This is a genomic window from Promicromonospora sp. NPDC057488 (assembly GCF_042802395.1).
In the GTDB taxonomy this organism is placed as follows: Bacteria; Actinomycetota; Actinomycetes; order Actinomycetales; family Cellulomonadaceae; genus Promicromonospora.
In genome coordinates this window covers 1-20,587 of record NZ_JBHVEG010000009.1, presented here as the reverse complement: position 1 = coordinate 20,587, position 20,587 = coordinate 1, and the positions used below count along the sequence as shown (strand labels likewise).

Annotated in this window: 18 protein-coding genes and 2 tRNA genes; 6 read left to right on the top strand and 14 right to left on the bottom strand. The window is 70.2% G+C overall.

Translation table 11 applies throughout. From position 1 onward, the window contains the following. The first annotated feature begins 14 nt into the window (after positions 1 to 14). Positions 15 to 1,991 carry a hypothetical protein gene (locus tag ACFU5G_RS03345; RefSeq protein ID WP_377240768.1) on the top strand — a complete coding sequence of 659 codons (1,977 nt, stop codon included), beginning with the start codon at positions 15 to 17 and terminating at the stop codon, positions 1,989 to 1,991. On the opposite strand, the gene ACFU5G_RS03340 is transcribed toward ACFU5G_RS03345, so the two are convergent. Together ACFU5G_RS03340 and ACFU5G_RS03335 are read right to left on the bottom strand one after the other, a co-directional pair. Beyond that, complete coding sequence (locus tag ACFU5G_RS03340) at positions 1,974 to 2,585, bottom strand: hypothetical protein (RefSeq protein WP_377240766.1); 612 nt, start codon at positions 2,583 to 2,585, stop codon at positions 1,974 to 1,976. The genes ACFU5G_RS03345 and ACFU5G_RS03340 overlap by 18 nt on opposite strands. A gap of 26 nt (positions 2,586 to 2,611) precedes the next feature. Continuing rightward, positions 2,612 to 3,892 (bottom strand): glutaminase, encoded by a 1,281-nt coding sequence (locus ACFU5G_RS03335; RefSeq protein ID WP_377240764.1) that lies wholly within the window; start codon positions 3,890 to 3,892, stop codon positions 2,612 to 2,614. Positions 3,893 to 3,990: 98 nt separating this feature from the next. Here ACFU5G_RS03335 and ACFU5G_RS03330 point away from each other — a divergent pair, with 98 nt between their 5' ends. Beyond that, a complete protein-coding gene (locus ACFU5G_RS03330; protein WP_377240762.1) occupies positions 3,991 to 4,872 on the top strand; it encodes a tetratricopeptide repeat protein in 882 nt (293 codons plus the stop codon). Between the two features lie 16 nt (positions 4,873 to 4,888). Here the strand turns inward: ACFU5G_RS03330 and ACFU5G_RS03325 are convergent, their stop codons facing one another. After that, positions 4,889 to 5,287 (bottom strand): hypothetical protein, encoded by a 399-nt coding sequence (locus tag ACFU5G_RS03325; RefSeq protein ID WP_377240760.1) that lies wholly within the window; start codon positions 5,285 to 5,287, stop codon positions 4,889 to 4,891. On the opposite strand from ACFU5G_RS03325, the gene ACFU5G_RS03320 reads away from it, so the two are divergent. Continuing rightward, positions 5,286 to 5,618, top strand: a complete 333-nt coding sequence (locus ACFU5G_RS03320; protein ID WP_377240758.1) for a hypothetical protein — start codon at positions 5,286 to 5,288, stop codon at positions 5,616 to 5,618. The two genes, ACFU5G_RS03325 and ACFU5G_RS03320, sit on opposite strands and share 2 nt — an antisense overlap. On the opposite strand, the gene ACFU5G_RS03315 is transcribed toward ACFU5G_RS03320, so the two are convergent. From ACFU5G_RS03315 to treY, 4 genes are read right to left on the bottom strand one after another with little or no spacing between them, the layout of a single operon-like run. Further along, on the bottom strand, positions 5,609 to 6,145 hold the full coding sequence (locus ACFU5G_RS03315; RefSeq protein WP_377240756.1) for a hypothetical protein: 537 nt from the start codon (positions 6,143 to 6,145) through the stop codon (positions 5,609 to 5,611). The two genes, ACFU5G_RS03320 and ACFU5G_RS03315, sit on opposite strands and share 10 nt — an antisense overlap. A gap of 45 nt (positions 6,146 to 6,190) precedes the next feature. Next, a complete protein-coding gene (locus ACFU5G_RS03310; RefSeq protein ID WP_377240754.1) occupies positions 6,191 to 6,574 on the bottom strand; it encodes a hypothetical protein in 384 nt (127 codons plus the stop codon). 41 nt (positions 6,575 to 6,615) lie between these two features. After that, on the bottom strand, positions 6,616 to 8,424 hold the full coding sequence (treZ, locus tag ACFU5G_RS03305) for a malto-oligosyltrehalose trehalohydrolase (RefSeq protein WP_377240752.1): 1,809 nt from the start codon (positions 8,422 to 8,424) through the stop codon (positions 6,616 to 6,618). Continuing rightward, positions 8,421 to 10,961: a malto-oligosyltrehalose synthase gene (treY, locus tag ACFU5G_RS03300; protein WP_377240750.1), complete on the bottom strand. Its 2,541-nt coding sequence runs from the start codon at positions 10,959 to 10,961 to the stop codon at positions 8,421 to 8,423. The genes treZ and treY overlap by 4 nt, the downstream gene beginning before the upstream one ends. A gap of 169 nt (positions 10,962 to 11,130) precedes the next feature. Here treY and ACFU5G_RS03295 point away from each other — a divergent pair, with 169 nt between their 5' ends. Continuing rightward, positions 11,131 to 12,156, top strand: coding sequence for a cation-transporting ATPase (locus ACFU5G_RS03295; RefSeq protein WP_377240748.1), 1,026 nt, complete (start codon positions 11,131 to 11,133; stop codon positions 12,154 to 12,156). Positions 12,157 to 12,209: 53 nt separating this feature from the next. Here the strand turns inward: ACFU5G_RS03295 and ACFU5G_RS03290 are convergent, their stop codons facing one another. Genes ACFU5G_RS03290 through ACFU5G_RS03280 form a run of 3 tightly spaced genes read right to left on the bottom strand, consistent with a single transcriptional unit; the run spans position 12,210 to position 15,516 of the window. After that, positions 12,210 to 12,839 carry an ATP-binding cassette domain-containing protein gene (locus ACFU5G_RS03290; RefSeq protein WP_377240746.1) on the bottom strand — a complete coding sequence of 210 codons (630 nt, stop codon included), beginning with the start codon at positions 12,837 to 12,839 and terminating at the stop codon, positions 12,210 to 12,212. After that, positions 12,836 to 14,887: a hypothetical protein gene (locus ACFU5G_RS03285; RefSeq protein WP_377240744.1), complete on the bottom strand. Its 2,052-nt coding sequence runs from the start codon at positions 14,885 to 14,887 to the stop codon at positions 12,836 to 12,838. The genes ACFU5G_RS03290 and ACFU5G_RS03285 overlap by 4 nt, the downstream gene beginning before the upstream one ends. A gap of 47 nt (positions 14,888 to 14,934) precedes the next feature. After that, complete coding sequence (locus ACFU5G_RS03280; protein ID WP_377240742.1) at positions 14,935 to 15,516, bottom strand: TetR/AcrR family transcriptional regulator; 582 nt, start codon at positions 15,514 to 15,516, stop codon at positions 14,935 to 14,937. A gap of 86 nt (positions 15,517 to 15,602) precedes the next feature. On the opposite strand from ACFU5G_RS03280, the gene ACFU5G_RS03275 reads away from it, so the two are divergent. Continuing rightward, positions 15,603 to 15,965 (top strand): DUF4267 domain-containing protein, encoded by a 363-nt coding sequence (locus ACFU5G_RS03275; RefSeq protein WP_377240740.1) that lies wholly within the window; start codon positions 15,603 to 15,605, stop codon positions 15,963 to 15,965. 114 nt (positions 15,966 to 16,079) lie between these two features. Here ACFU5G_RS03275 and ACFU5G_RS03270 read toward each other — a convergent pair. The 4 genes from ACFU5G_RS03270 to ACFU5G_RS03255 all read right to left on the bottom strand — a co-directional run bounded on the left by ACFU5G_RS03270 (position 16,080) and on the right by ACFU5G_RS03255 (position 17,302). Then, positions 16,080 to 16,153 (bottom strand) — tRNA-Met (locus ACFU5G_RS03270). Between the two features lie 68 nt (positions 16,154 to 16,221). Further along, a tRNA-Val gene (locus ACFU5G_RS03265) sits at positions 16,222 to 16,295 on the bottom strand. Positions 16,296 to 16,396: 101 nt separating this feature from the next. Next, positions 16,397 to 16,888: a peroxiredoxin gene (locus tag ACFU5G_RS03260; RefSeq protein WP_377240738.1), complete on the bottom strand. Its 492-nt coding sequence runs from the start codon at positions 16,886 to 16,888 to the stop codon at positions 16,397 to 16,399. Between the two features lie 6 nt (positions 16,889 to 16,894). Next, entirely contained in the window at positions 16,895 to 17,302 is a 408-nt protein-coding gene (locus ACFU5G_RS03255; protein WP_377240736.1) for a DUF3052 domain-containing protein, read from the bottom strand. Between the two features lie 440 nt (positions 17,303 to 17,742). Here ACFU5G_RS03255 and aceE point away from each other — a divergent pair, with 440 nt between their 5' ends. Beyond that, positions 17,743 to 20,508 (top strand): pyruvate dehydrogenase (acetyl-transferring), homodimeric type, encoded by a 2,766-nt coding sequence (aceE, locus tag ACFU5G_RS03250; protein WP_377240734.1) that lies wholly within the window; start codon positions 17,743 to 17,745, stop codon positions 20,506 to 20,508. Positions 20,509 to 20,587: the final 79 nt, after the last annotated feature.

Below are 20,587 nucleotides of genomic sequence, written 5' to 3'. Positions count from 1 at the left end.
CGTACGGTCTGGTCATGCACGCGTGGGACACGATCGACTGGGCATCGCTGGAACACAACTACGGCTCTGCCGCCGACATCCCAGATCTTCTGGAGCGTTGCGCATCTGGCAACGCCGAGGACGCCGCCGAGGCGATCACCGACCTGGAGAACGCGCTGCATCACCAGGGCGGATGGATCTGCTCGGCATCGTCGGCCGCTCTGCCCTTCCTCCTGGACCTTGCCGTGGCTCCCGACACCCACCATCGGGCTGCACTCGTGCGCCTGGTCTGGGACCACGCCCGCACGTGGCAGTCGGTGGATGAGAAGTGGATCGATCCCGCGTGGCCGGCGGCGGTCCGGTCTGTAGAGGCGCAGATCCGCGCTGTGGTCGCCGACCCCGATCCACTGATACACCGGCACGCCATCCATGTAGCAGGCGGGCTGCTCGAACCAAAGGCGGCAGAGGCCCTGCTGATCGAACTTCTGGCGGCCGAGACGGATCAGGCAACGCGGATCGATCTGATCGATGCCTTGTCGGTCGTGTCGAAGCGCGACCCTGACCGGGCTCTGGCAAGGTCCGTGCTCGAACGAACTGCTGCTGGAGACGACACGCAGTTGTCCATCGCAGCACTGTTAGAGCTCCCGGGCATCGCGGATCGCGCCGCACGCCTCGTTGTCGCCGCTCGGTCACTCGTTCAGACCGACGCCGGGCCTTGGAGAGACGCGGCGGCCTACGGCATAGGTGCGGACGGAGTGCTGTCCACGATCCTGACCGCCGTCCTGCCGGACCAGGACGAATACATCGAGCTGCTCAAGGCCTTCCTCGCGCCCGACGCGCAGCTGGACGTTCCGAACGAACTGACGCGGCGAGCGTTGGAAGGTTGTGGACGGCTGCTGTCACGACGGCGGGACAGTGCGGATCGAGTCGTGCCACTGATCGTTCCTTTTCTTTCCTCTCCCGACCCAGGAGCGCGGTACACGGCCTGCTATCTGCTCGCCTGCGCGGGGGATGCCGCGCAGACCTACGTCGACCAGATCGCACCGCTACTTCAGGACGCGGGCGTCGACGAGAATCGGCATTTCCGCCGAGCAGTCGCAGCGGCCGCCACGTGGGCCCTGGCCCAGGCAGGCGATCCGAGGTGTCTCCCCCGGGTTCGCGACGAGCTGGCTGGGCGCTCGAACTGGTTCACGACGACGAAGTCGGGTTCGGGCGGGTCGCATTTCATGCTGTGGGACATCAGCATCGACGACGTCCTGCGCCCGCTGGACAAGCACGCCGACGCACTGCTCACAGACGTCTTCCGAGCCATCGCCCGCAACGACAGGCCATTCCTGACGCTGCGCCTCACCGAAGTGCTCCGAGACTGGGACGTCCGGGGAAGTGCACCCGCAGCTGTGGTGACGCTGCTCGAGAACGACACGATCTGGTGGCATGCCGCCCTCACGATCGGGACCCTTGGCGACGTCACGTTCGGTCAGCATCGTCGTGCGGCACGACTTCTTGCACGGCGTGCCGAGAACGACGGCGGCCTTGCGGCCTGGGCCTACCGGCGACTGACCGGGGACGACGTCTTCGGCGACCAGACGCTCAGCCGGGTCCTGGATACGGCCATCGCGACGAGGCACGACGTCGTGTCGCTCTCAGACCGCGTCCTGCCATATGTCGCAGCCCGGCCGCCCGCAACAAATTCCGACATCGCCCGGCTGAGGGAGCTCCTCGACGCCAGCGACGCCACGCGGATGACCGCCGCGGCGGCGTTGTGCCTCCTGACGGGAGGGGCGGAAGGCGGGGATGTCCTCGCGAAGCTCGAGAGCCACGGAGTTTGGGCCTGGAGCATCATCGCTGTCGTCCTGCGTGAGTCGCAGGGCGACCCTGCCGTCCGGCAGGCACTCGGTCCCCTCGCTCACGAGCTGATCGATCGTCGCGAACGCCTTGGCAACGGCGCAGGGTGGGACGTGATCGCTCAGGACGAGTACCTGACCACGCAGGCGTCACGGTTCCTCGCCTGACGGCTTGCGGCCCGGACCCGTCAACGCCACCGGCTCCGCAGGCCCCGCCCGCCACGCCTGAATCAGGTACTCCTCGGTCGGTTCGCTCACGACCAGGTCCCGTGCCACGGACCGGCCCCGTGCGTGGACCCGGAGCCGGTACCAACCAGGATTCGCCGACCCGATGTGCGGGATCACGCCGGGATCCTGGCCGAACCCACCCACATACACGGGTCGTTCCCGCACGAGCACGCTGAGCTCCGCGGCGTCCTCCCAGCCGGACAGATCGAGCACGGGCTCGGACGGGTGCTCCGACACCTCGACGGAGACCGGCCCCATGGAGATGCCCGCCCGGATCAACGGCACGCGGTCCAGCGTCGGAAACCCGGCCACGGGCACTTGCCCCTCCGCCAGCAGCTTTCGGCGGACGGGCCCCATGAGCGCAAGGTGCACCGATGCCGACGAGGTCGGCGGGGGCGCGCCGACATCCAGGACGAGCCCTTGGATGAGTCCCGGGTCGCGCGGCGAGAACCATGTGGCGCCGTCGATGTTGAGGCACGCCTCTTCGACACGCGTCACGTACCTTGCCAGCCGTGCGATCGGTGGCTGCGTCACACCCGCAACCTACCGGCGATGGCACCTCACGCGGAGGCCGCCGTTCCCTTCTCCAGCCGCTCCACGCTCCACCACTCCACCGCGCGCCCCTGGCTGTCCGAGAACCCGACGACCGTCTCCTCGGGATCGACCAGCGCGATCCGGTGTCCGTCGTCGATGAGCTTCGTCGCCGTCTCGGACGCCGTACGACGCGCCACGGGCAGCACCTCGTCCACGCGGCTCATGTCGAACACCACGAGCTCGGTGGCGGGCGGGTCCTCGATGAGCACCCGCACCAGCGACTCGATGCTGCTCAGCACCAGGTCGCCCTGCAGCACGTAGACCGTGGCCGGCTGCCCCTCGATCGTCACCTCGCGCGTCTCGCGCAGCGACGACCGGGCGGGCCGGCTGGCCTCCATGAGGTGCAGCCCCAGGTCGTCGGACAGCAGCTGCATCATCTCGACGCCGCGGGCGCTGTTGCCGTGCGGGTCCAGGCGCGGGGAGAAGACAGCGACGCCGATCTGCCCGGGCAGCACGCCGATGATGCCGCCGGCCACGCCGCTCTTGGCGGGGATGCCGACCGTGGTGAGCCAGTCGCCGGCGGCGTCGTACATGCCGCACGAGGCCATCACGCTGAGCAGGTGCCGGGTGCCGGTCCGGCTGAACAGCCGCTCGCCGGTGTTGGGCTGGACGCCGCCGTTGGCCAGCGTCGCGGCCATCAGGGCGAGGTCGCGCACGGTGACCGACGCCGCGCACTGCCGGATGTAGCCGGTGACCGCCGTTCGGGGCTCCTGCCGCAGCGCGCCCGAGGAGTGCAGCAGGTAGGCGAGGCCGAGGTTGCGGTCTCCGGTGGCCAGCTCCGAGGCGGCGACCGCCTCGTCCACCGCGATCGGCCGCTCGGCGAGCCGTGAGAACAGCCCGAGCATGCGGTCCACCGCCGACTCCTCACGATCGTTGAGGAGGGCGTGGGTGGTGATGGCGCCCGCATTGATCATCGGGTTGCGCGGCTTGCCGGTCTGCGGGTCCAGCGAGAGCTCGTTGAAGGCCTCGCCGCTCGGCTCGACGCCGATGTGCTTGAGCACGGTCTTCAGCCCGCGGTCCTCGATCGCCTGGGCGTACGCGAACGGCTTGGACATCGACTGGATGCTGAACTCGTGGTCGGTGTCGCCGCTGGCGTAGACGGTCCCGTTGACCGTGCACAGCGCGACTGCCACGCGGTCCGGGTCGGCCGCCGCCAGCTCCGGGATGTAGTCCGCCAGAGCGCCTGAGTCGATGTGCGCCGTCTGCTCGATGATGGTGTCGAGGTAATCGAGAATTGGTGATCGCATCAGGTCTCCCCCGTGGTCAGTGCCGTCCGGCAGGTCAGGTTGCCACATTTCGCTCCGGCCCGAGCGGCAGAAGGGCGACGTCGCGGACAATGGCCGCCATGACCAGCGCGATCACCGGCGGACCCGGCTGGCACACCGACCCCGCCACCCTGCAGCCTGTGCTCGACGACGAGGCCGCGTTCCGCGCCGCGAACGCCACCGACCCAGCGCTGGAGGTGGTCGTCGCCCTGTGGTCGGGCGAGCCGGACCGCGCGGCGTCGCTGCTCAAGCCAGTGATCGACGGCGATCCGACGTCGCTCCGCCTCCAGGTGCTCGCGGCGGACGTGATCCGCGCCCGCGGCGACACCTCGACCGCGATCAAGATCCTCGAGATGCTCGTCGGTCGCCACGAGTACAAGTCAGGCGAGGAGATGGCGGTCCGGAATCTCGGCGAGGCACTGTTCGCCGTCGGGGACTACCCGCACGCGGCCGCCCGGTTCCGGCGCTCGCTCGACCTTCGGCTCGCCACCGAGGCAGAGGCTTCTTCCGTCGACGCCTCGCGCACGGCGCTGGACCGCGCCCTGGCTCTCGTCCCGTGGCCACTCACCCACACCCGGGCCTGGGGATGGGGCGTCGCCTTCCTCGACGGCGAGATCCCCGAGGTCGACGGCGAGGCCCCTGTCATCACGTCGCCACTCGGACTCTGCATCCGGGTCCGGAACGCCTCGGACATCGAGTGGCAGGAAGACGGACCCGACGAGCAAGGACCCGCGCTCGTCACCATCCACGTAGACCGTCCTTCGACATTCGCCCGACCGCGGCGGGCCGTGGTCGTCGACACGATGCTGGAGACCCCGAGCCGGTCGTTGCGCCTCGATGACGCCGAGGGCGAGATCCTCCTGCCCGCCCCCGGCGTCCGCACCCGAGTAGTCGTCAGCCACCACGACGACGAGTGGAACCAGCCGGACGAGGTGTGGATCGACCTCTACCCCGCGAGCTAGGCCCTGGTTCCGCCGATCAGGCCGCCGAGCCGCCCAGCTCGTCGAGCAGTACGGCCAGCCGCTCCGGATCCTCCAGGTGCGCCAGGTGGCCCTGACCGGAGAGCTCGTGCACGGTCGCCCCGGCGACGCGACGGGCCACGTCGTCGAACGACGTCCCGTACGGCGCCCGCGCCCGATTCCGCTCGCCGACGATCAGGTCGGCCCGTACAGCGCGTTCGGCACCAAGGCCGAGCTCTTCGACGAGGCCGTCCGCACCTACGCCCTGCGGTACAGCGTGATCCACGACCAGGCGGTGGCCGAGCCGTCGATCAAGCGCGTCCTCGAGCGGGTGCTGATGGACTCCGTGGACGAGTTCAGCCGCACCGACCAGGGCCGACCAGGGCCACCCCGGATGCCTCACGAGCAGCGCGGTCATGGCCGACACCTGCGTGACGCTCGATGTCCGCGCCTACGTCGCAGACCTGCAGCGGGGCGACGAAGCGCGGCTTCGCGCCCGGATCGAGCAGGCGGTCCAGGAAGGAGACCTGACGACGGCGGACGCCGCCGTGGTCGCCGAGCACGTGCAGACCCTGTGGCACGGCCTGTCGGCTCGCGCGGAGCTGGGCGCGAGCCGCGACGAGCTGCGCGACGGCGCGAGGTTCGCGCTGACCCTGCTCGACCAGACCTACCCGACGCGCCTGGGCGACGAGAACCTACGCCGAGAGGGCTCCCCAGGTGATCGCGGCCAAGGCGAACGTCATTCGTAGACGCGGCCGGTTTCGAGAAGTTCACCGATCAGGCCCCAGCTCCAAACGACCGGCCGCTCCCCATCCCACAGGGCGGCGGCACCGCATTCCAGCAACGAGTGGGGGTCGAAGTTATACCAGCGGTGGCGTGTCTCGGACCAGACGCCCAAGAACCGCATCTCGTCCGCGAGCTGTTTGCCGCGCATGCGGTGCAGCTCCGCGGCCTGGAAGCGTATGACTGCACGCGTGTACTCGAGCCCGCCGTCGGCGAAACCATCATCCGTTGGCCAGCCTGGAGACTTCTCCGATGTAAGCCAACGCTCATCGAACGTAGATGCCTCGGCCGTGAACGCGCCGCGGAGAAGGTCGAAGAACAACTCCTCGTCCATGGAACGCACGCTTCGCTGATCGATGAGGCGAGACAACGCAAGCAGATATTGCTCGAGTTCGCGGGCCGGGAGTTCACGGATCTCGTCTCGGAGACGGTTGTAGTGCTGTCCGCCGTCGTACTCCCCGCCGCGCACTTCGACAGACTCGTAGCCAGTCACGGCGCGAGACTACCGAAGCATCTCGACGCCTCTTCGCCCGTCAGCTCACCCGAGATGCAGGTGGTCCTGGACGTCGTCGAGACCGTCGAGCGCCCGGCCATCCACGTCCGCCGGATCCACCTCGGCACGCGCCGCCAGGGAGTGCACCAACGCAACCGCCTCAGCGCTGAGATGTCCGAACCGTCGAGCGGTGTGTCCCAGGCACAAGCCGGCCAGCCCGAGCAACGGGCTGCCGGGCACAGCCCGCGTCCCGACCTGCACGCACCAGTGCTCGACGAACTCCCGATCGTCATCGTTCAAAGCGCTTCCGACCAGAGCATTCGCCGCCTCACCTTCATAGGCGCGGTCGCCGAGCGCCCGTTCCAGTGTCTCGGCCACCTCGTGGTGCGGCGGCGCGGGAGGGTTCTGGAAGCTCCGATCAACATGCATGCCGCGAGGCTACGGACCTCGCGCGGATACGGGCGCCACTATTACCGCAGCACGAGGACGCCCGGCCCTCGGACCGACACGACCACCGCCCCGTCGCGAGCTTCCACAACCGCAGCCTCACCCCCGAGCACCACCCCGGAGTCGAGCACCACCTCCGCCTCGCCGTCCCGCTCCACCACCACCGACACCGGCCGCTCCCCCAGCGCCAGCACCACATCCACGCGCCCGGCACCCGCAACGGCCGCACGCGTCATCACCAAAACCCCGTCCCCAACCCGCACCGAAGTCCCCGCCGGATCCCCCGAAGCCACAGCCGGCTCCGCCCGCCGCAGCCCCACCAGCCTCCGATAGAGCTCCAGCATCCGCCGCCCACCGCGCGACGAAGCCTCCCCCCAGTCCAAGCGTGACGCTTCAAAAGTCGAAAAAGCCTGCGGATCCGGCACCACAACACCCGCCCCGTACAGCTCGACCCACCCGTGCCCGCCGAACTCCGCCGCCCGCCCGCGCGAGATCGCCGCCGCGAGCTCCGGCTCCTCGTGGTCCGAGAAGTACTGGAACGGCGCGGTCGCACCCCACTCCTCGCCCATGAACAGCATCGGCGTGAACGGCCCGAGCAGCACCACGGCCGCGCTGACCGCGAGCGCCCCCGGCGTCAGCACGCGCGACGGCCGGTCGCCGAGGGCCCGGTTGCCCACTTGGTCGTGGTTCTGGGAGCAGACGACGAAGCGGCGCCGGTCCAGGTCGGCCGGCACGGGTGCGCCCCAGTTCTTGCCGCGGAAGGTGGACCAGCCGCCGTCGTGCACGAAGACGTCGGTGAGAGCCTTCGCGAGCGTGTCCGGGGTGCCGAAGTCGACGTAGTACCCCTGGCGTTCGCCGGTCAGCAGGGTGTGCAGGGCGTGGTGGACGTCGTCGGCCCACTGGGCCGTCATCCCGTACCCGGGCCGCCCCTGGAACGTGTCACCGGTGGGCGTCACGGTCCGCGGATCGTTGGCATCGGACTCGGCCACCAGGGACAACGGCCTCCCAACCTCCTGAGCCAGCAGAGAAACCGCGTCGGACAGCTCCGCCAGCAGGTGCCTCGGCGAGTCGTCCACGAGCGCGTGCACCGCGTCCAGGCGCAGCGCGTCGACGTGGAAGTCCCGGAACCATCGCAGCGCCTTCTCGACGACGAACGCCCGCACCTCGCCGGAGCCGTCGCGATCGAGGTTCACGGCCGCGCCCCACGGCGTCTGGTGCTGGTCGGTGAAGTAGGGACCGAACTCGGCGAGGTAGTTGCCGGACGGCCCGAGATGGTTGTCGACGACGTCGAGGCACACGGCGAGCCCGCGCGCGTGCGCGGCGTCCACGAAGCGTTGGAGGGCGGCCGGGCCGCCGTACGGCTCGTGCACGGCCCACAGCGCGACGCCGTCGTACCCCCAGCCGTGGTGCCCGCCGAACGCGGCGACCGGCATCAGCTCGACGACGTCGACGCCCAGGTCGGCGAGGTGGTCGAGGCGCCCGACGGCGGCGTCGAGCGTGCCCTCGGGCGTGAACGTGCCGATGTGCAGCTCGTAGATGACGGCGCCGCGGACGTCGCGGCCGGGCCAGCCGCCGTCGGCCCAGGGATGAGCCTGGGCGTCGAAGGTGCGCGACGGCCCGTGCACGCCCGCGGGCTGCCAGGGGCTGCGCGGATCGGGGCGCGGCGGGCCGCCGTCGAGCGAGAAGGCGTAGTCGGTCCCGGCCAGCAGCGGCCGGCGGGAGCGCCACCAGCCCCCGGCGTCGGCGTCCATCGGCTCCGTGGAGCCGCTCGCCGACAGGACCAGGTCGACCCGGGACGCGCGCGGCGCCCAGACCCGCAGGTCCCCGATCATGCGCCCGCCGCCTGAGCCGACCCCGCGGACCCGGCAACATCGGCGGAATCACCGGCCTCCGCCACCAGCAGCGCGACCGGCCACGCCCCCAGCAGATCGCCAAGCCGCACCGCCCCGGCACCAACGACCGCCCCTGTCAGCACGGACCGCCACGCCTCCCCCGGCGCAGGCTCCGGCAGCACCACCGACGCCTCCAGGAGCCCAGCCACATCCCCGAGCCGCGTCGCGACCACGACCACCCGAGGCCCGGCAGTATCAAGCCGCACGAACCCGACAGCCCGCCCGGTGGTCACCGGCAGCGGCTCGTACCCGGCGTCGTCCCCGACGAACGCCCCGGGATGCGCCTGCCGCAGCCGCAACGCGGCGGCTGTCACCACGAGCTTCTCCTCCGCGAGCCCCGACGGCGTCCGCCCGGCGTCGAGGGACCCGAGAACCGCCGCCAGCTCCTCCAGGTCGACCGACCGCCGGTTGTCCGGATCGACGAGCGATGTCCCGGTCACCTCGGTCCCCTGGTAGACGTCGGCGACGCCGGGCACGGTGAGCTGCAGCAGCTTGGTCGAGAGCACCGACCGCCGCACGGTCGGCGTCACCTCGGCAACCCACGCGTCGAACCCGGCGACGACGTCGGGGTGCGTCAGCAGCCCGGTCGCGTACTCCACCAACGTGTCCTCCCGGACGACGTCGGGCGCCGTCCACGTGGTCCACGCCTTCTGCTCGCGCGACGCCTTGACCAGGTACGCGGCAAGCCGATCGGCCTCGATCGGCCCGTCCGGCGTCCAGGTCCCGGCGAGCGTCTGCCAGAGCAGGTTCTCGGTGCGCCCGTCGAGATCGGCAGGCCGCACGTCCGACGTCGCCTCCCGCAGCCGCCGCACCAGCCCGACCCAGGCCTCCGCGTGCGAGGAGACAGCCCCGATCCGCGACCGCACGTCCTCGCCGCGCTTCGTGTCGTGCGTCGACCCGGCGGTCATCGTCGCGGGCCACGACTCGGCGGTGTGCCGCGCGTGGGCGTGCAGCTCGTCCGGCCCGACGCCGAACCGCGCCGGCGCCCCGCCCACCTCGCACAGGCTCACCAGGTGGGTCCACCGGTAGTACGCGGTGTCCTCCACGCCCTTGGCCATGACGGCGCCGCACACCTGCGGGAAGCGGACCACGAGCTCGGCCCGCCGCTCCTCGTCCCGCCGCCCCGCGGAACCGGCCTCGCGTCCGAGCACCAGGTCGACCACGAGGTCCAGCGTGTCGTGCCGGTCCGGGTCGAGGCGCGTCCGGGCGACGTCGGCCGCCTCCCGCACCACACGCTCCGCCTCCGGCGGGACCTCCTCCCCGGGAACGACGTACGCGCGGTACCGGCCGAACGCGACGACCAGCTCGACCACGCAGTCCTGCAGCGACCGGAACGTGTGGTCGCGCAGCCGCACGTCCTCGCGGCAGATGTCCGCGAGCATCGTGGTCAGCAGGTGGGTCTCCGCGTACAGCGAGGTCTCGACGATCTGCCGCTTGGCCTGCTCGATCACGTCGTCCAGCGTGGTCTGCTCACCGGTGATCTCGTGCATCAGGGCGGCCAGCGGGGCCGCGCCGTCAGCGTCGACCTGCAGGGCGTGCAGCCGCCAGGCCGTGTCGTAGCCCGTGGTGCCGGCGACCGGCCAGTCGTCAGGCAGGGCCTCGTCCTCCTCCAGGATCTTCTCGCCCACGACCCACGCCCCGCCCGTCGCCGCGTCGAGCCGGCGCAGGTACCCGCGGGGATCGGCCAGCCCGTCCGGGTGGTCGATCCGGAGGCCGTCGATCACGCCCGCGTGGAAGAGCTCCAGCAGCAGGGCGTGCGTGGCGTCGAAGACGTCGTCGTCCTCCACGCGGATCCCCGCCAGCGTGCCGACGTCGAAGAAGCGCCGGTAGTTGAGCTCCTCGTCGGCCACCCGCCAGTAGGCGAGCCGGTAGTGCTGGCGGCCCACCAGCTCGGCGAGCGGCAGGTCCTCCGTCTCGGGCCGCACGGGGAACAGGTGGTCGTAGTAGCGCAGCACGGGCTGCTCCTCGTCGCCCTCCCCGGGCACGACGACGCGGTCCAGCACGAGCTCCCCCGCCGCGAGCACGGTGCCGATCCGCGCCCCCAGCACCGGCATGAGGAGCCCCTCGCCCGCAGCGATCTCGAGGTCGAACCAGTTCGCGTACGGGGACTCGTGGCCGTGCTTGAGCGCGGACCACAGCGCCCGGTTGTGCCAGGCCGGCGTCGGCACGGCCATGTGGTTCGGCACCACGTCGACGACGACGCCCATCCCCCGCGCGTGCGCCGCCGCCGCCAGCCGCTCGAGGCCGTCCCTGCCGCCCATCACGTCGCTGATGCGGGTGTGGTCCACGACGTCGTACCCGTGCGTGGAACCGGGCGCGGCCTGCAGCACGGGCGAGAGGTAGAGGTCCGTGACGCCGAGGGTGTCGAGGTACGGGAGCGCCTTCTCGGCGTCCGCGAACGTCAGGTCGGGGCCGAGCTGAAGGCGATACGTGCTGATCGGGGTGCGGCGGCCGGGTCCAGGGAGATGGGAATGCACTGTGCCTCCGTCGCTCGGTGGGGGCTCGGACGTCCCGCGCGCTTCACACGATGGCTGATCCCGGGGCATATCGCCAGGCCACCGGGTGAATCTCTCATCCTGGTCTCACGTACTTCTCATGATGGGCTGGAAGCGTGGTCCTTCCGCCCCGACGGAAGGAACGGACCGCATGTCCAAGCTCTCGAACATGATCGGCCTCGCCAAGAAGGTGCTTGACTCCCAGTCCGGGCAGCAGCAACAGCAGGGCGCGCCGCAGGGCGGTTCGACGGGCCAGAGGTCCTGGCAGTCCGCTCTCCAGGACATCGCCGGGGCGGTGACCGGCCGCGACCAGCAGCAGGGCGCGCCGGGCCAGGGCTACCCAGGCCAGCAGCAGGGGTACCCGGGCCAGCAGCCCGGCTATCCGGCTGCCCAGCAGGGTTACCCGGCCGGCCCCGGGACCGCCGACGCCGACCGGCAGGCCATCGCCCGCTACGACTACCTCATGCAGACCGCCGACCCGAACCAGATCGAGCGGATCCACGCCGAGTCCTTCGCGCGCCTGACGCCGGCACAGCGCCACGCCGTGCTGCAGCGCATGCAGACGGAGCTGCCGCCGCACGAGCAGCCGCGCTCCGCCGACCACGCCGAGCTGGCACGGGCGGCCGCCCGGAGCGAGGCCCGCCGGCCGGGCTCCATGCGGTCGGTGCTCGCCAAGGTCGGCACGGGCGGCGCCATCGCGGGTGTTGCCGTGGGCGCGGTCGGCATCCTGGGCGCCGTCGCCGCCGGTGCCGCGGTCAGCAGCGTGGCCGGACCGCTCCTGGAGAACGCCGCGAATCTCGGCGTCGACTTCGAGTCGCTCGCCGCGGGCGTCGACGTCGAAGGGCTGACGGCGGCGGCCGGCGAGTACGGGGCGGGCGCCCTGGGCGAGGCGGCTGCGGGCGTCGAGGAGTACGGTGCCGGCGCTCTGGGCGAGGCCGCCGCCGGTGTCGAGGGTCTCGGCGCCGGTGCGATCGACCAGGCCACCGCAGGCCTCGAGGGCTACGGGGCCGACGCCCTGGGCCAGGCGACCACGGGCGTCGAGGACTTCGCCGGCACGGCCGAGGGCGCGGTGTCCGGCGTCGGGGACCAGGTCTCCGGGGTCGGCGACCAGGTCTCGGAGGCCGGCCAGGGACTCTCGGACATCGCGGAGAAGTTCGACCCGCGCAACTTCTTCTAGACCGTCCCGTTCCGACGACGGCGCCCGTGCGATCGCGCGGGCGCTGTCGCGCCTTACAGCCTGATCACGTCGGCGCAGGCCTCCACGACGGTGGCGGAATGAGTGGCGATCACGACCGCCGCTCCAGCCTCCGCGAGGGTGTGGAGGGAGTCCAGGACCATCGCGGCGTTGGCGTCGTCGAGAGCACCTGTGGGCTCGTCAGCGAGGATCACCGACGGTCGTTTCACCAGCAGGCGCGCCAGTGCGACTCGTTGTTGCTCACCGCCCGAGAGGCGGTAGACCGGCTCCTTGCCCCTTCCCCCGAGCCCGACCTGGACCAGCGCGGCGTCGAAGTCCACCGACCGCTTGACGCGCGGCAGCGCGCCGACCGCCACCTCGAGATTGGTGCGGATGCTGGCGTTCTCGATCAGGGCATAGTTCTGGAAGAGGTAGCCCAGGGTGTCTCGCCGAAAACGCCGACGCAGCTCTGGCCTGAGCCGCGCGATGTCCACCCCATCGACCTCGATCGATCCGCGGGTCAGGGTCTCCAGCAGACCGAGGCAGTTCAGGAGCGTGGACTTGCCCGACCCCGAGGCTCCCGTGAGCGCCGTCATCTGGCCTCCGGCCACCTTGAACGACAGATTCTCGAACAGGACCCGGCGGTCGAACGCCTTGGCGGCCCCGGTGACGACGATGGAACTCACACGCTCTCCTCGGAAAGATTTCTGACCAGGTTCCGGACGCGGCCACGGACTGCGAGCACGAGGAACACCAGGTTGGTCAGGGCGACAAGTGCGACGGCCCACGGCTGCCACTGAGCGGCGACCAGGTCCGCGCCACGAACCAGCGGCTCATGTATGTCGCTGCTGTTCAGTGCACCTGCGAGCGCGACCAGGTTGCCTACGGCCCACACGAGGGCGCCGACGGCCGTGACCGCCTCGGCGACCAACAGCCGGCGATGGGTGCCGACGAACGTCCAGCCGTGCAGGTAACGGACAAGGATCTCCGAGGCATTGGCACGCACGTGGATCTGCGCGAGACCGACGGCTGTGGTCAGCAGCACCACGAGCGCGACGACCAGGCTGACGAGCTGGATCCGCGCCAGCTCGACCTGCGAGGCGTAGAAGTCCGCGGCGGCCTGCGCGACGGGCACATAGGCGGCGACGAACACGCCCATGAGCTCGGCGGGAGTGCGGGCGATCGCATCGTCCATGTCCGTCATGAGTACGCGACCTTGACTCGCGTAGGCCATGTAGTCGTCGTCGCTGATCATTCCGGTGTCCGGGTTCGCCACGACCACCATCACGTCGTCGAGATGGAGTGGACTACGGAGGTCGTCCGGCTCGGCCTGGTACAGGAAGTGCGACTGCCCCGCTGCGACTGAACGGAACTCGATCCGGTCGGTGTGGCCCGGGTTCATCGCGGCCCAGGCGCCGAGCCAGGTCCGGACCTCCTGGTGCGACACGTCCTGGTCGTCGGGCAGCAGCACGAGCACGGTGCCGTCCGGCGCCCGGGTGACCTCGCGGCCCTCGTCGTCGACCATCGGATTCCTGGCCAGATAGGCGTTGTTGACGAACAGCGAATCGGGCCGCGTCGCGTCCGGATCAGCCAAGGCGGTCGGAACGGCGAGCAGGGCTCGGCCCGCGCTGTCCTCCCGCTTCAACCACGCTCCCGTGGCGGCGGCGAGCCGGTCCTGCTCCTCCGGTGCCGCCAACCCGTCGAAGTGGATGGTGGCGGCGTCGCCTGCGCCGTCGAGCGCCCTTCGGGCGTCAGCGGCGGTATCGGCCGCGCCGATCGCACTGAACAGCGACCCCACGATGACCACCGCGAGCACCAGGCCGGGAACTCGGACGAGGTACGCGACAGGCGCCGCGACCCGAAACCCGAGCCTGCCCTTGATCGCGTCCAGCAGGCGCGTGCCCCACACGAGGCGCAGCGTGGCCGCGTACACCACCGCCGCCAGCAGGAGCATTGCCACGAACACCGTGCCGGCCGCCTGGGCGAACCGGCCCACCTGGTGGAGGCCGTTGTAGGCCTGCAGCGCGACGACGGCCGCACCGCTCACCACCAGCAGGGCCGCCGCCGTGAACAACGCGAGCGAGCGCACGTCGCGCCCGATCGCCGTGCGCAGCTCGCCGCCGTGCAGCCGCTGGACGGCGTACGCCTTGGTCCCCGACATCACGCCGCCGGAGACCAGCAGCACGACCAGGAGGGCGACAACGAGCGTGGCGGACCCGACGGGCCCGGCGACGAACCAGTCGACAACGGCCGCGACCGGTGCACGCCGGCTGGTCGTGTCGACGTCGTAGCGCAGCTCGGTGAACGCCCGGACAAGGCTCTCCACGTCGTCCGCGTCGCCGTAGACGTAGTACCGGCCACGCGGGTCGTGCCCTTCGAGCTCGGCGACCGGATGCACCTCGGTGCTCACCGCGCGGCTGAACCAGGGATAGCCGTCGTCGACCCACCGCGCTCCGGGCGCGTGGACGTCCCCAACGGCGAGGTAGAGGTGCCGCCGCGACGGATCGCGCAGATCCGCGACCTCCCGCACGACGTTCGCACCCGAGTCCCGCGCTACCGCGTCAACGAGCGCGGGTAGCCCTACGGATCCCGTGGTGACCGTGGGGCCCGACACCGTGACTTCTGTCGCGCCCTGTGGCCCGGCCTCGTCCAGTGCCGAGGTCACCATGAAGGCGCCGAACATCGCGAACCCAAGACACACCAGCACCGCGAGCCGCAGCCCAGCGTTCCTCATCCCACTCCTCCACCACCAGGTTCCGACCGACCGACAGGAACACCGGGTCAGCCGTTCGCCCCCGTGAACCGCCCGAGCAGCAGCCTCAGCCTCTGGTCGTGCAACGACAGGGGAAGGCGGCCGCTCCGCTCCAGCATGGCCAGGCCGTGCAGGCTCGCCCAGAAGGTCTCGGTGAGGATGCCGGGATCGTCGTCCCCGGCCAGCGGTTCGACCGCCTGGAGCAGCTCACCAAACCCCTCACGGAGATAGGCCGGGCCGTCCGGGGTCGCGAACTGCACCTCGACGGCATGGGTGAACATGGCGTCGTACAGCGCCGGGCGCTCCCGGGCGAAGTCCGTGTACGACGCGGCGACCGCGGCCAGGGCCTTGGCGGCGCCGCGGGCACCGGTGCGTGCGGCACGCAGCTCGTTCGCCAGCTCCTCGAAGCCCTGGGCCGCCACCGCCGTCATGATGGCGTTCTTGCCCTTGAAGTGGCTGTACAGGACCGGCTGGCTGTACTCGATCTCGGCGGCGAGCCGTCTGGTCGTGACCGCGTCCCAGCCCTCGGCCTCCGCCAGCTCGCGTGCGGCCCTGACGATCAGCTCCTCACGCTGCGCCCGCTCGCGCTCGCGGCGCGTCCCTGTTGCCATGGCCAGATCCTAGCACTGCTAGGAATTCTGCCCCTGCTCTGCTAGCGTCGCTATATCAACTATCAGTGCTAGCAAGGAGACCTGACATGACTGTCGTCGCGTACGCCCTGGCCGTGGTCCTCAACCTGTTCATCCTCTTCATCGGGACGCGGTTCCTGCTCAGCCCCTTCCCCGCCGCGGCCGGCTACGGCATCCCCGCCACGCAGGACCGCGCCTACCTCGAGATCAAGGGTCTGCGAGACGCCACCTTCGGGATCGTGGGGCTGGCGCTGCTCGCATTCGCGGGAGCGGACGCCGCTGCCTGGTTCATGCTCGCCGTCGCGGTCGCGCCCCTCGGCGACACCGTGATCGTCCTGCGGCACGGCGGGCGCAAGTCCGTCGCGTTCGGGATCCACTTCGCCACGGCCGTCGTCGTCCTGATCAGCGCGGGGCTGCTGTTCGCCGTCTAAGACGGTCGCCGATCCGGGCACACCCAGTGGCGGAGGACTGTCCGCACATGACAATGGCCCGAACCCGCATTCAGCGGGTCCGGGCCATAGCGATGTCCAGCGACATCACACACGTAGCGGGGACAGGATTTGAACCTGCGACCTCTGGGTTATGAGCCCAGCGAGCTACCGAGCTGCTCCACCCCGCGATGGCACCCTCAGGTGCGACGCAAAGTTACCACGCACGACACCTCGGGCCGAACCCGGGCGACGCGAGTGGGCCCGGAGGGATTCGAACCCCCGACATCCACGGTGTAAACGTGGCGCTCTAACCAACTGAGCTACGAGCCCCGGCGGTACTGCCTCAGCAGCACGCACCAGCAGCGGCCAACAATACCTGCCCGGCACCCGATACCCGGCCAGATTTTCGACCTGGATGGATCAGAGCAGGGTCAGATCTCGGCGACCGCCCGCCGGTAGTCCTCCAGGTCACGCGCCTGCCCGCGCGGGTTGACCACGCACCACCGCACGATCCCGTCGGCGTCGATGAGGAACGAGCCACGCAGCGCGATGCCCGAGCCCTCGTCGAACACGCCGTAGTCGCGCGCCACCTCGCCGTGCGGCCAGAAGTCCGACAGGAGGTCGAACTGGTAGCCCTCGGCCGCCTGCCACGCCTTGAGCGTGAACACCGCGTCGGTCGAGATCACGAAGAGGCGCACGCCGGCGGTCTCGAAGTCCTCGATGTTGTCGCGCAGCTCGCACAGCTCGCCCGTGCAGGTGCCCGAGAAGGCGAACGGCACGAAGACCACGAGCACCGGCGTGCCGCGCAGGTCGGACAGCGTGGTCGGCGTGCCGTGCGTGTCGGGGAGCGTGAAGTCGGGTGCGGGGTCACCCGGCTTCAGCGTCACCTCGGCAGCAGCCTGCGCCGCGGAAGACTCGGTCATGAGCCGCTACTTGCCACGGCCCCGGTAGCCGAGCTTGGTGGCCGACCAGTCCGCCGCGATCGCGAACGTGCTGGTGGTCTGGAGGCCGGCGGTGGTGGCCGCCTCCTGGATGTCGCCGTGGCCGACCTCGCCGTCGCGGCCGGGCTTGGGCGTGAAGATCCAGATCAGGCCGCCGTCGTCCAGGACGGTCTGCACGTCGACGAGCGCGTCGGTGAGGTCGCCGTCGTCGTCCCGCCACCAGAGGATGACGCCGTCGGTGACGTCACCGAAGTCCTCGTCCTCCAGCTCGCTGCCGATGATCTGCTCGATGTCAGACCGGAGCGCTTCGTCGACGTCGTCTCCCCAGCCGAACTCCTGCACGACCTGGCCGGCCTCGAAGCCGAGGCGCCCCGCGCCCTGGGTGTCCGTGCTCACTTGGTTGATCGTTCCCTTCTCTGTCCGGCAGTACCTGCCGGGTCGTCTGCGTCTTCCTTCTGTCGGCCCTGCGTCGGGCCCTCCGTCGCCAAAGGTAGTGCACGGACCCCCGCCATGCCTCGTAGCCAGGACGTGTGGTGTCTTTTTGATGAATCGATGAGTCACGGGCAACGGGCGAGTCATGCACTCAGTCTCAACATTGCGATACTGCGTATCAATACTGGTGCGAACCGACACAGACGTAACGCAGATCACGCAGTCTTGACCGCCCTATGGTGTGGGCGGAGGCTGTGAGGGGACAGAATAGATAGGACCACCTGTGCGTGGGCGTGCACAGCCGCAACCCCAGCTGTGGCGACGCTGCCGACGCGACGGGTTCTGACGAGGCGGCGAGGAGCGCGAACCGCGACCGCGCCGCGCGACACCGAGAGAGGTAGCTGGTGGCTTCGTTTGACGAGACCGGACCGCTGATCAACGGTCTGCTCAGCGCCGTACCTGACATCGACCCGGCCGAGACCGAGGAATGGGTCGAGTCCTTCGACGGGCTGATCGACGACAAGGGCGGACCCCGCGCCCGGTACGTCATGCTCAACCTGCTGCGCCGCGCGCGGGAGCGGAACGTGAGCATCCCCGCGTCGATGGCGACGCCCTACGTGAACACCATCGGTGTGCACGAGGAGCCGTACTTCCCGGGCGACGAGGCGATGGAGCGCCGGTACCGCTCGTGGATCCGCTGGAACGCGGCCGTCATGGTCACGCGCGCCCAGCGTGAGGGCCTCGGCGTCGGCGGGCACATCTCCTCCTACGCGTCCGTCGCGACGCTGTACGAGGTGGGCCTGAACCACTTCTTCCGCGGCAAGGACCACCCGGGCGGCGGCGACCAGATCTACTTCCAGGGCCACGCCTCCCCCGGCGTCTACGCCCGCGGGTTCCTCGAGGGCCGCCTCACGGCGGACCAGCTCGACGGTTTCCGCCAGGAGAAGTCGCACGCCGGTGGCGGCCTGCCGTCCTACCCGCACCCGCGCCTCATGCAGGACTTCTGGGAGTTCCCGACCGTGAGCATGGGCCTCGGCCCGGCGTCGGCCGTGTACCAGGCCTGGACCAACAAGTACCTGCACAACCGCGGGATCAAGGACACCAGCCAGCAGGACGTCTGGGCGTTCCTCGGCGACGGCGAGATGGACGAGCCGGAGAGCCGCGGCATGATCCAGCACGCCGCGCAGCAGCAGCTGGACAACCTGACCTTCGTCGTGAACTGCAACCTGCAGCGCCTCGACGGCCCGGTCCGCGGCAACGGCAAGATCGTCCAGGAGCTGGAGGCCCAGTTCAAGGGCGCCGGCTGGAACGTCATCAAGGTCGTCTGGGGCCGCGAGTGGGACGCCCTGCTCAACGCCGACAAGGACCGCGCGCTGGTCAACCTGATGAACGTGACCCCGGACGGTGACTACCAGACCTACCGTGCGGAGTCCGGCGCGTTCATCCGCGAGCACTTCTTCGGGCGCGACCCGCGCACCAAGGCCCTCGTCGAGAACATGACGGACGAGGACATCTGGAACATGAAGCGCGGTGGCCACGACTACCGCAAGCTCTACGCCGCCTACTCCGCGGCGCGCGCGCACACGGGCCAGCCGACCGTCATCCTGGCGCACACCGTCAAGGGCTACGGCCTGGGCGCCGGCTTCGCCGGCCGCAACGCGACGCACCAGATGAAGAAGCTCAAGGGCGACGACCTCAAGACGCTGCGCGACTCGCTGCGCATCCCGATCTCGGACGCCGAGCTCGAGGCCGACCCGTACCTGCCGCCGTACTACCACCCGGGTGCCGACGCGCCGGAGATCCAGTACATGCTGGAGCGCCGCCGTCAGCTCGGTGGGTTCGTACCGGAGCGCCGGACGACGGCGAAGACCACCCTGACGCTGCCCGAGGACAAGTCCTACGAGCTGCTGAAGAAGGGCTCCGGCACGCAGCAGGTCGCCACGACCATGTCGTTCGTCCGGCTGCTCAAGGACCTCTTCAAGGCCAAGGACTTCGGCAACCGCATCGTGCCGATCATCCCGGACGAGGCCCGGACCTTCGGTCTGGACTCGATCTTCCCGAGCGCCAAGATCTTCAACACGCTCGGCCAGAACTACCTCGCCGTGGACCGCGAGCTCATGCTGAGCTACAAGGAGTCCGAGTCCGGCCAGATCATGCACACCGGCATCAACGAGGCCGGTTCCGCGGCCGCGTTCCAGTCGGTCGGCACGGCGTACGCCACGCACGGCGAGCCGATGATCCCGGTCTACATCTTCTACTCGATGTTCGGGTTCCAGCGCACGGGCGACCAGTTCTGGGCGGCCGGCGACCAGCTCACGCGCGGCTTCATCATCGGCGCCACCGCGGGCCGCACCACCCTCACGGGTGAGGGCCTGCAGCACGCCGACGGCCACAGCCCGCTCATCGCCGGCACCAACACCGCGATCGTGCAGTACGACCCGGCCTACGGGTACGAGATCCGGCACATCGTGCGCGACGGCATCGAGCGCATGTACGGGCCGGCCGAGAACGGCCGTACGCCCGACGGTCGCGCGCAGGACGTCATGTACTACCTCACGGTGTACAACGAGCCGATGGTGCAGCCGGCCGAGCCGGAGGACGTCGACGTCGAGGGCATCAAGCGCGGTATCCACCGCATCGCGGTGTCCGACGCCGAGGGCCCCAAGGCCCAGCTCCTCGCCTCCGGCGTGGGCGTGCCGTGGGCCCTGGAGGCGCAGCAGCTCCTCAAGGAGGACTGGGGTGTCTCGGCCGACGTCTGGTCGGTGACGAGCTGGAACGAGCTGCGTCGCGACGCCCTGGCGGCCGAGCACGACGCCCTGGTCGACCCGTCGGCCCCGCTGCGTACCCCGTACGTGACCGAGAAGCTCTCGGGCGCGCAGGGTCCGTTCGTCGCCACCAGCGACTACGACCACCTGGTCCCCGACCAGATCCGCGCGTGGGTCCCCGGCGACTACGCGGTGCTCGGTGCGGACGGCTTCGGCTTCTCCGACACCCGGGCCGCCGCGCGGCGTTACTTCCTCATCGACGGCCCGTCGATGGTGGTCAAGACGCTGCAGGTCCTCGCCCGCCGCGGTGAGGTCCCGGCCGACGTCGTCAGCAAGGCCGTCGAGAAGTACAGCCTGCTCGACGTCACGGCCGGCACGTCCGGCAACGCGGGCGGCGACAGCTGACCTCGCCGAGATAGAACCAGGGCGAAGTAGAACTCTGGCGAAGTAGAACTGCAGCGCACCCGCAAGAGGTGCGCTGCAG

Bases quoted from the DNA above. Each gene is read 5' to 3' on its own strand.
- ACFU5G_RS03320 (WP_377240758.1), top strand. From the start codon at position 5,286: ATGGCCGACACCTGCGTGACGCTCGATGTCCGCGCCTACGTCGCAGAC.
- ACFU5G_RS03275 (WP_377240740.1), top strand. From the start codon at position 15,603: ATGACTGTCGTCGCGTACGCCCTGGCCGTGGTCCTCAACCTGTTCATC.
- ACFU5G_RS03260 (WP_377240738.1), bottom strand. From the start codon at position 16,888: ATGACCGAGTCTTCCGCGGCGCAGGCTGCTGCCGAGGTGACGCTGAAG.
- ACFU5G_RS03310 (WP_377240754.1), bottom strand. From the start codon at position 6,574: ATGCATGTTGATCGGAGCTTCCAGAACCCTCCCGCGCCGCCGCACCAC.
- ACFU5G_RS03345 (WP_377240768.1), top strand. From the start codon at position 15: ATGCACGCGTGGGACACGATCGACTGGGCATCGCTGGAACACAACTAC.
- ACFU5G_RS03330 (WP_377240762.1), top strand. From the start codon at position 3,991: ATGACCAGCGCGATCACCGGCGGACCCGGCTGGCACACCGACCCCGCC.
- ACFU5G_RS03325 (WP_377240760.1), bottom strand. From the start codon at position 5,287: ATGACCGCGCTGCTCGTGAGGCATCCGGGGTGGCCCTGGTCGGCCCTG.
- ACFU5G_RS03295 (WP_377240748.1), top strand. From the start codon at position 11,131: ATGTCCAAGCTCTCGAACATGATCGGCCTCGCCAAGAAGGTGCTTGAC.
- ACFU5G_RS03285 (WP_377240744.1), bottom strand. From the start codon at position 14,887: ATGAGGAACGCTGGGCTGCGGCTCGCGGTGCTGGTGTGTCTTGGGTTC.
- ACFU5G_RS03280 (WP_377240742.1), bottom strand. From the start codon at position 15,516: ATGGCAACAGGGACGCGCCGCGAGCGCGAGCGGGCGCAGCGTGAGGAG.
- ACFU5G_RS03335 (WP_377240764.1), bottom strand. From the start codon at position 3,892: ATGCGATCACCAATTCTCGATTACCTCGACACCATCATCGAGCAGACG.
- treZ (WP_377240752.1), bottom strand. From the start codon at position 8,424: ATGATCGGGGACCTGCGGGTCTGGGCGCCGCGCGCGTCCCGGGTCGAC.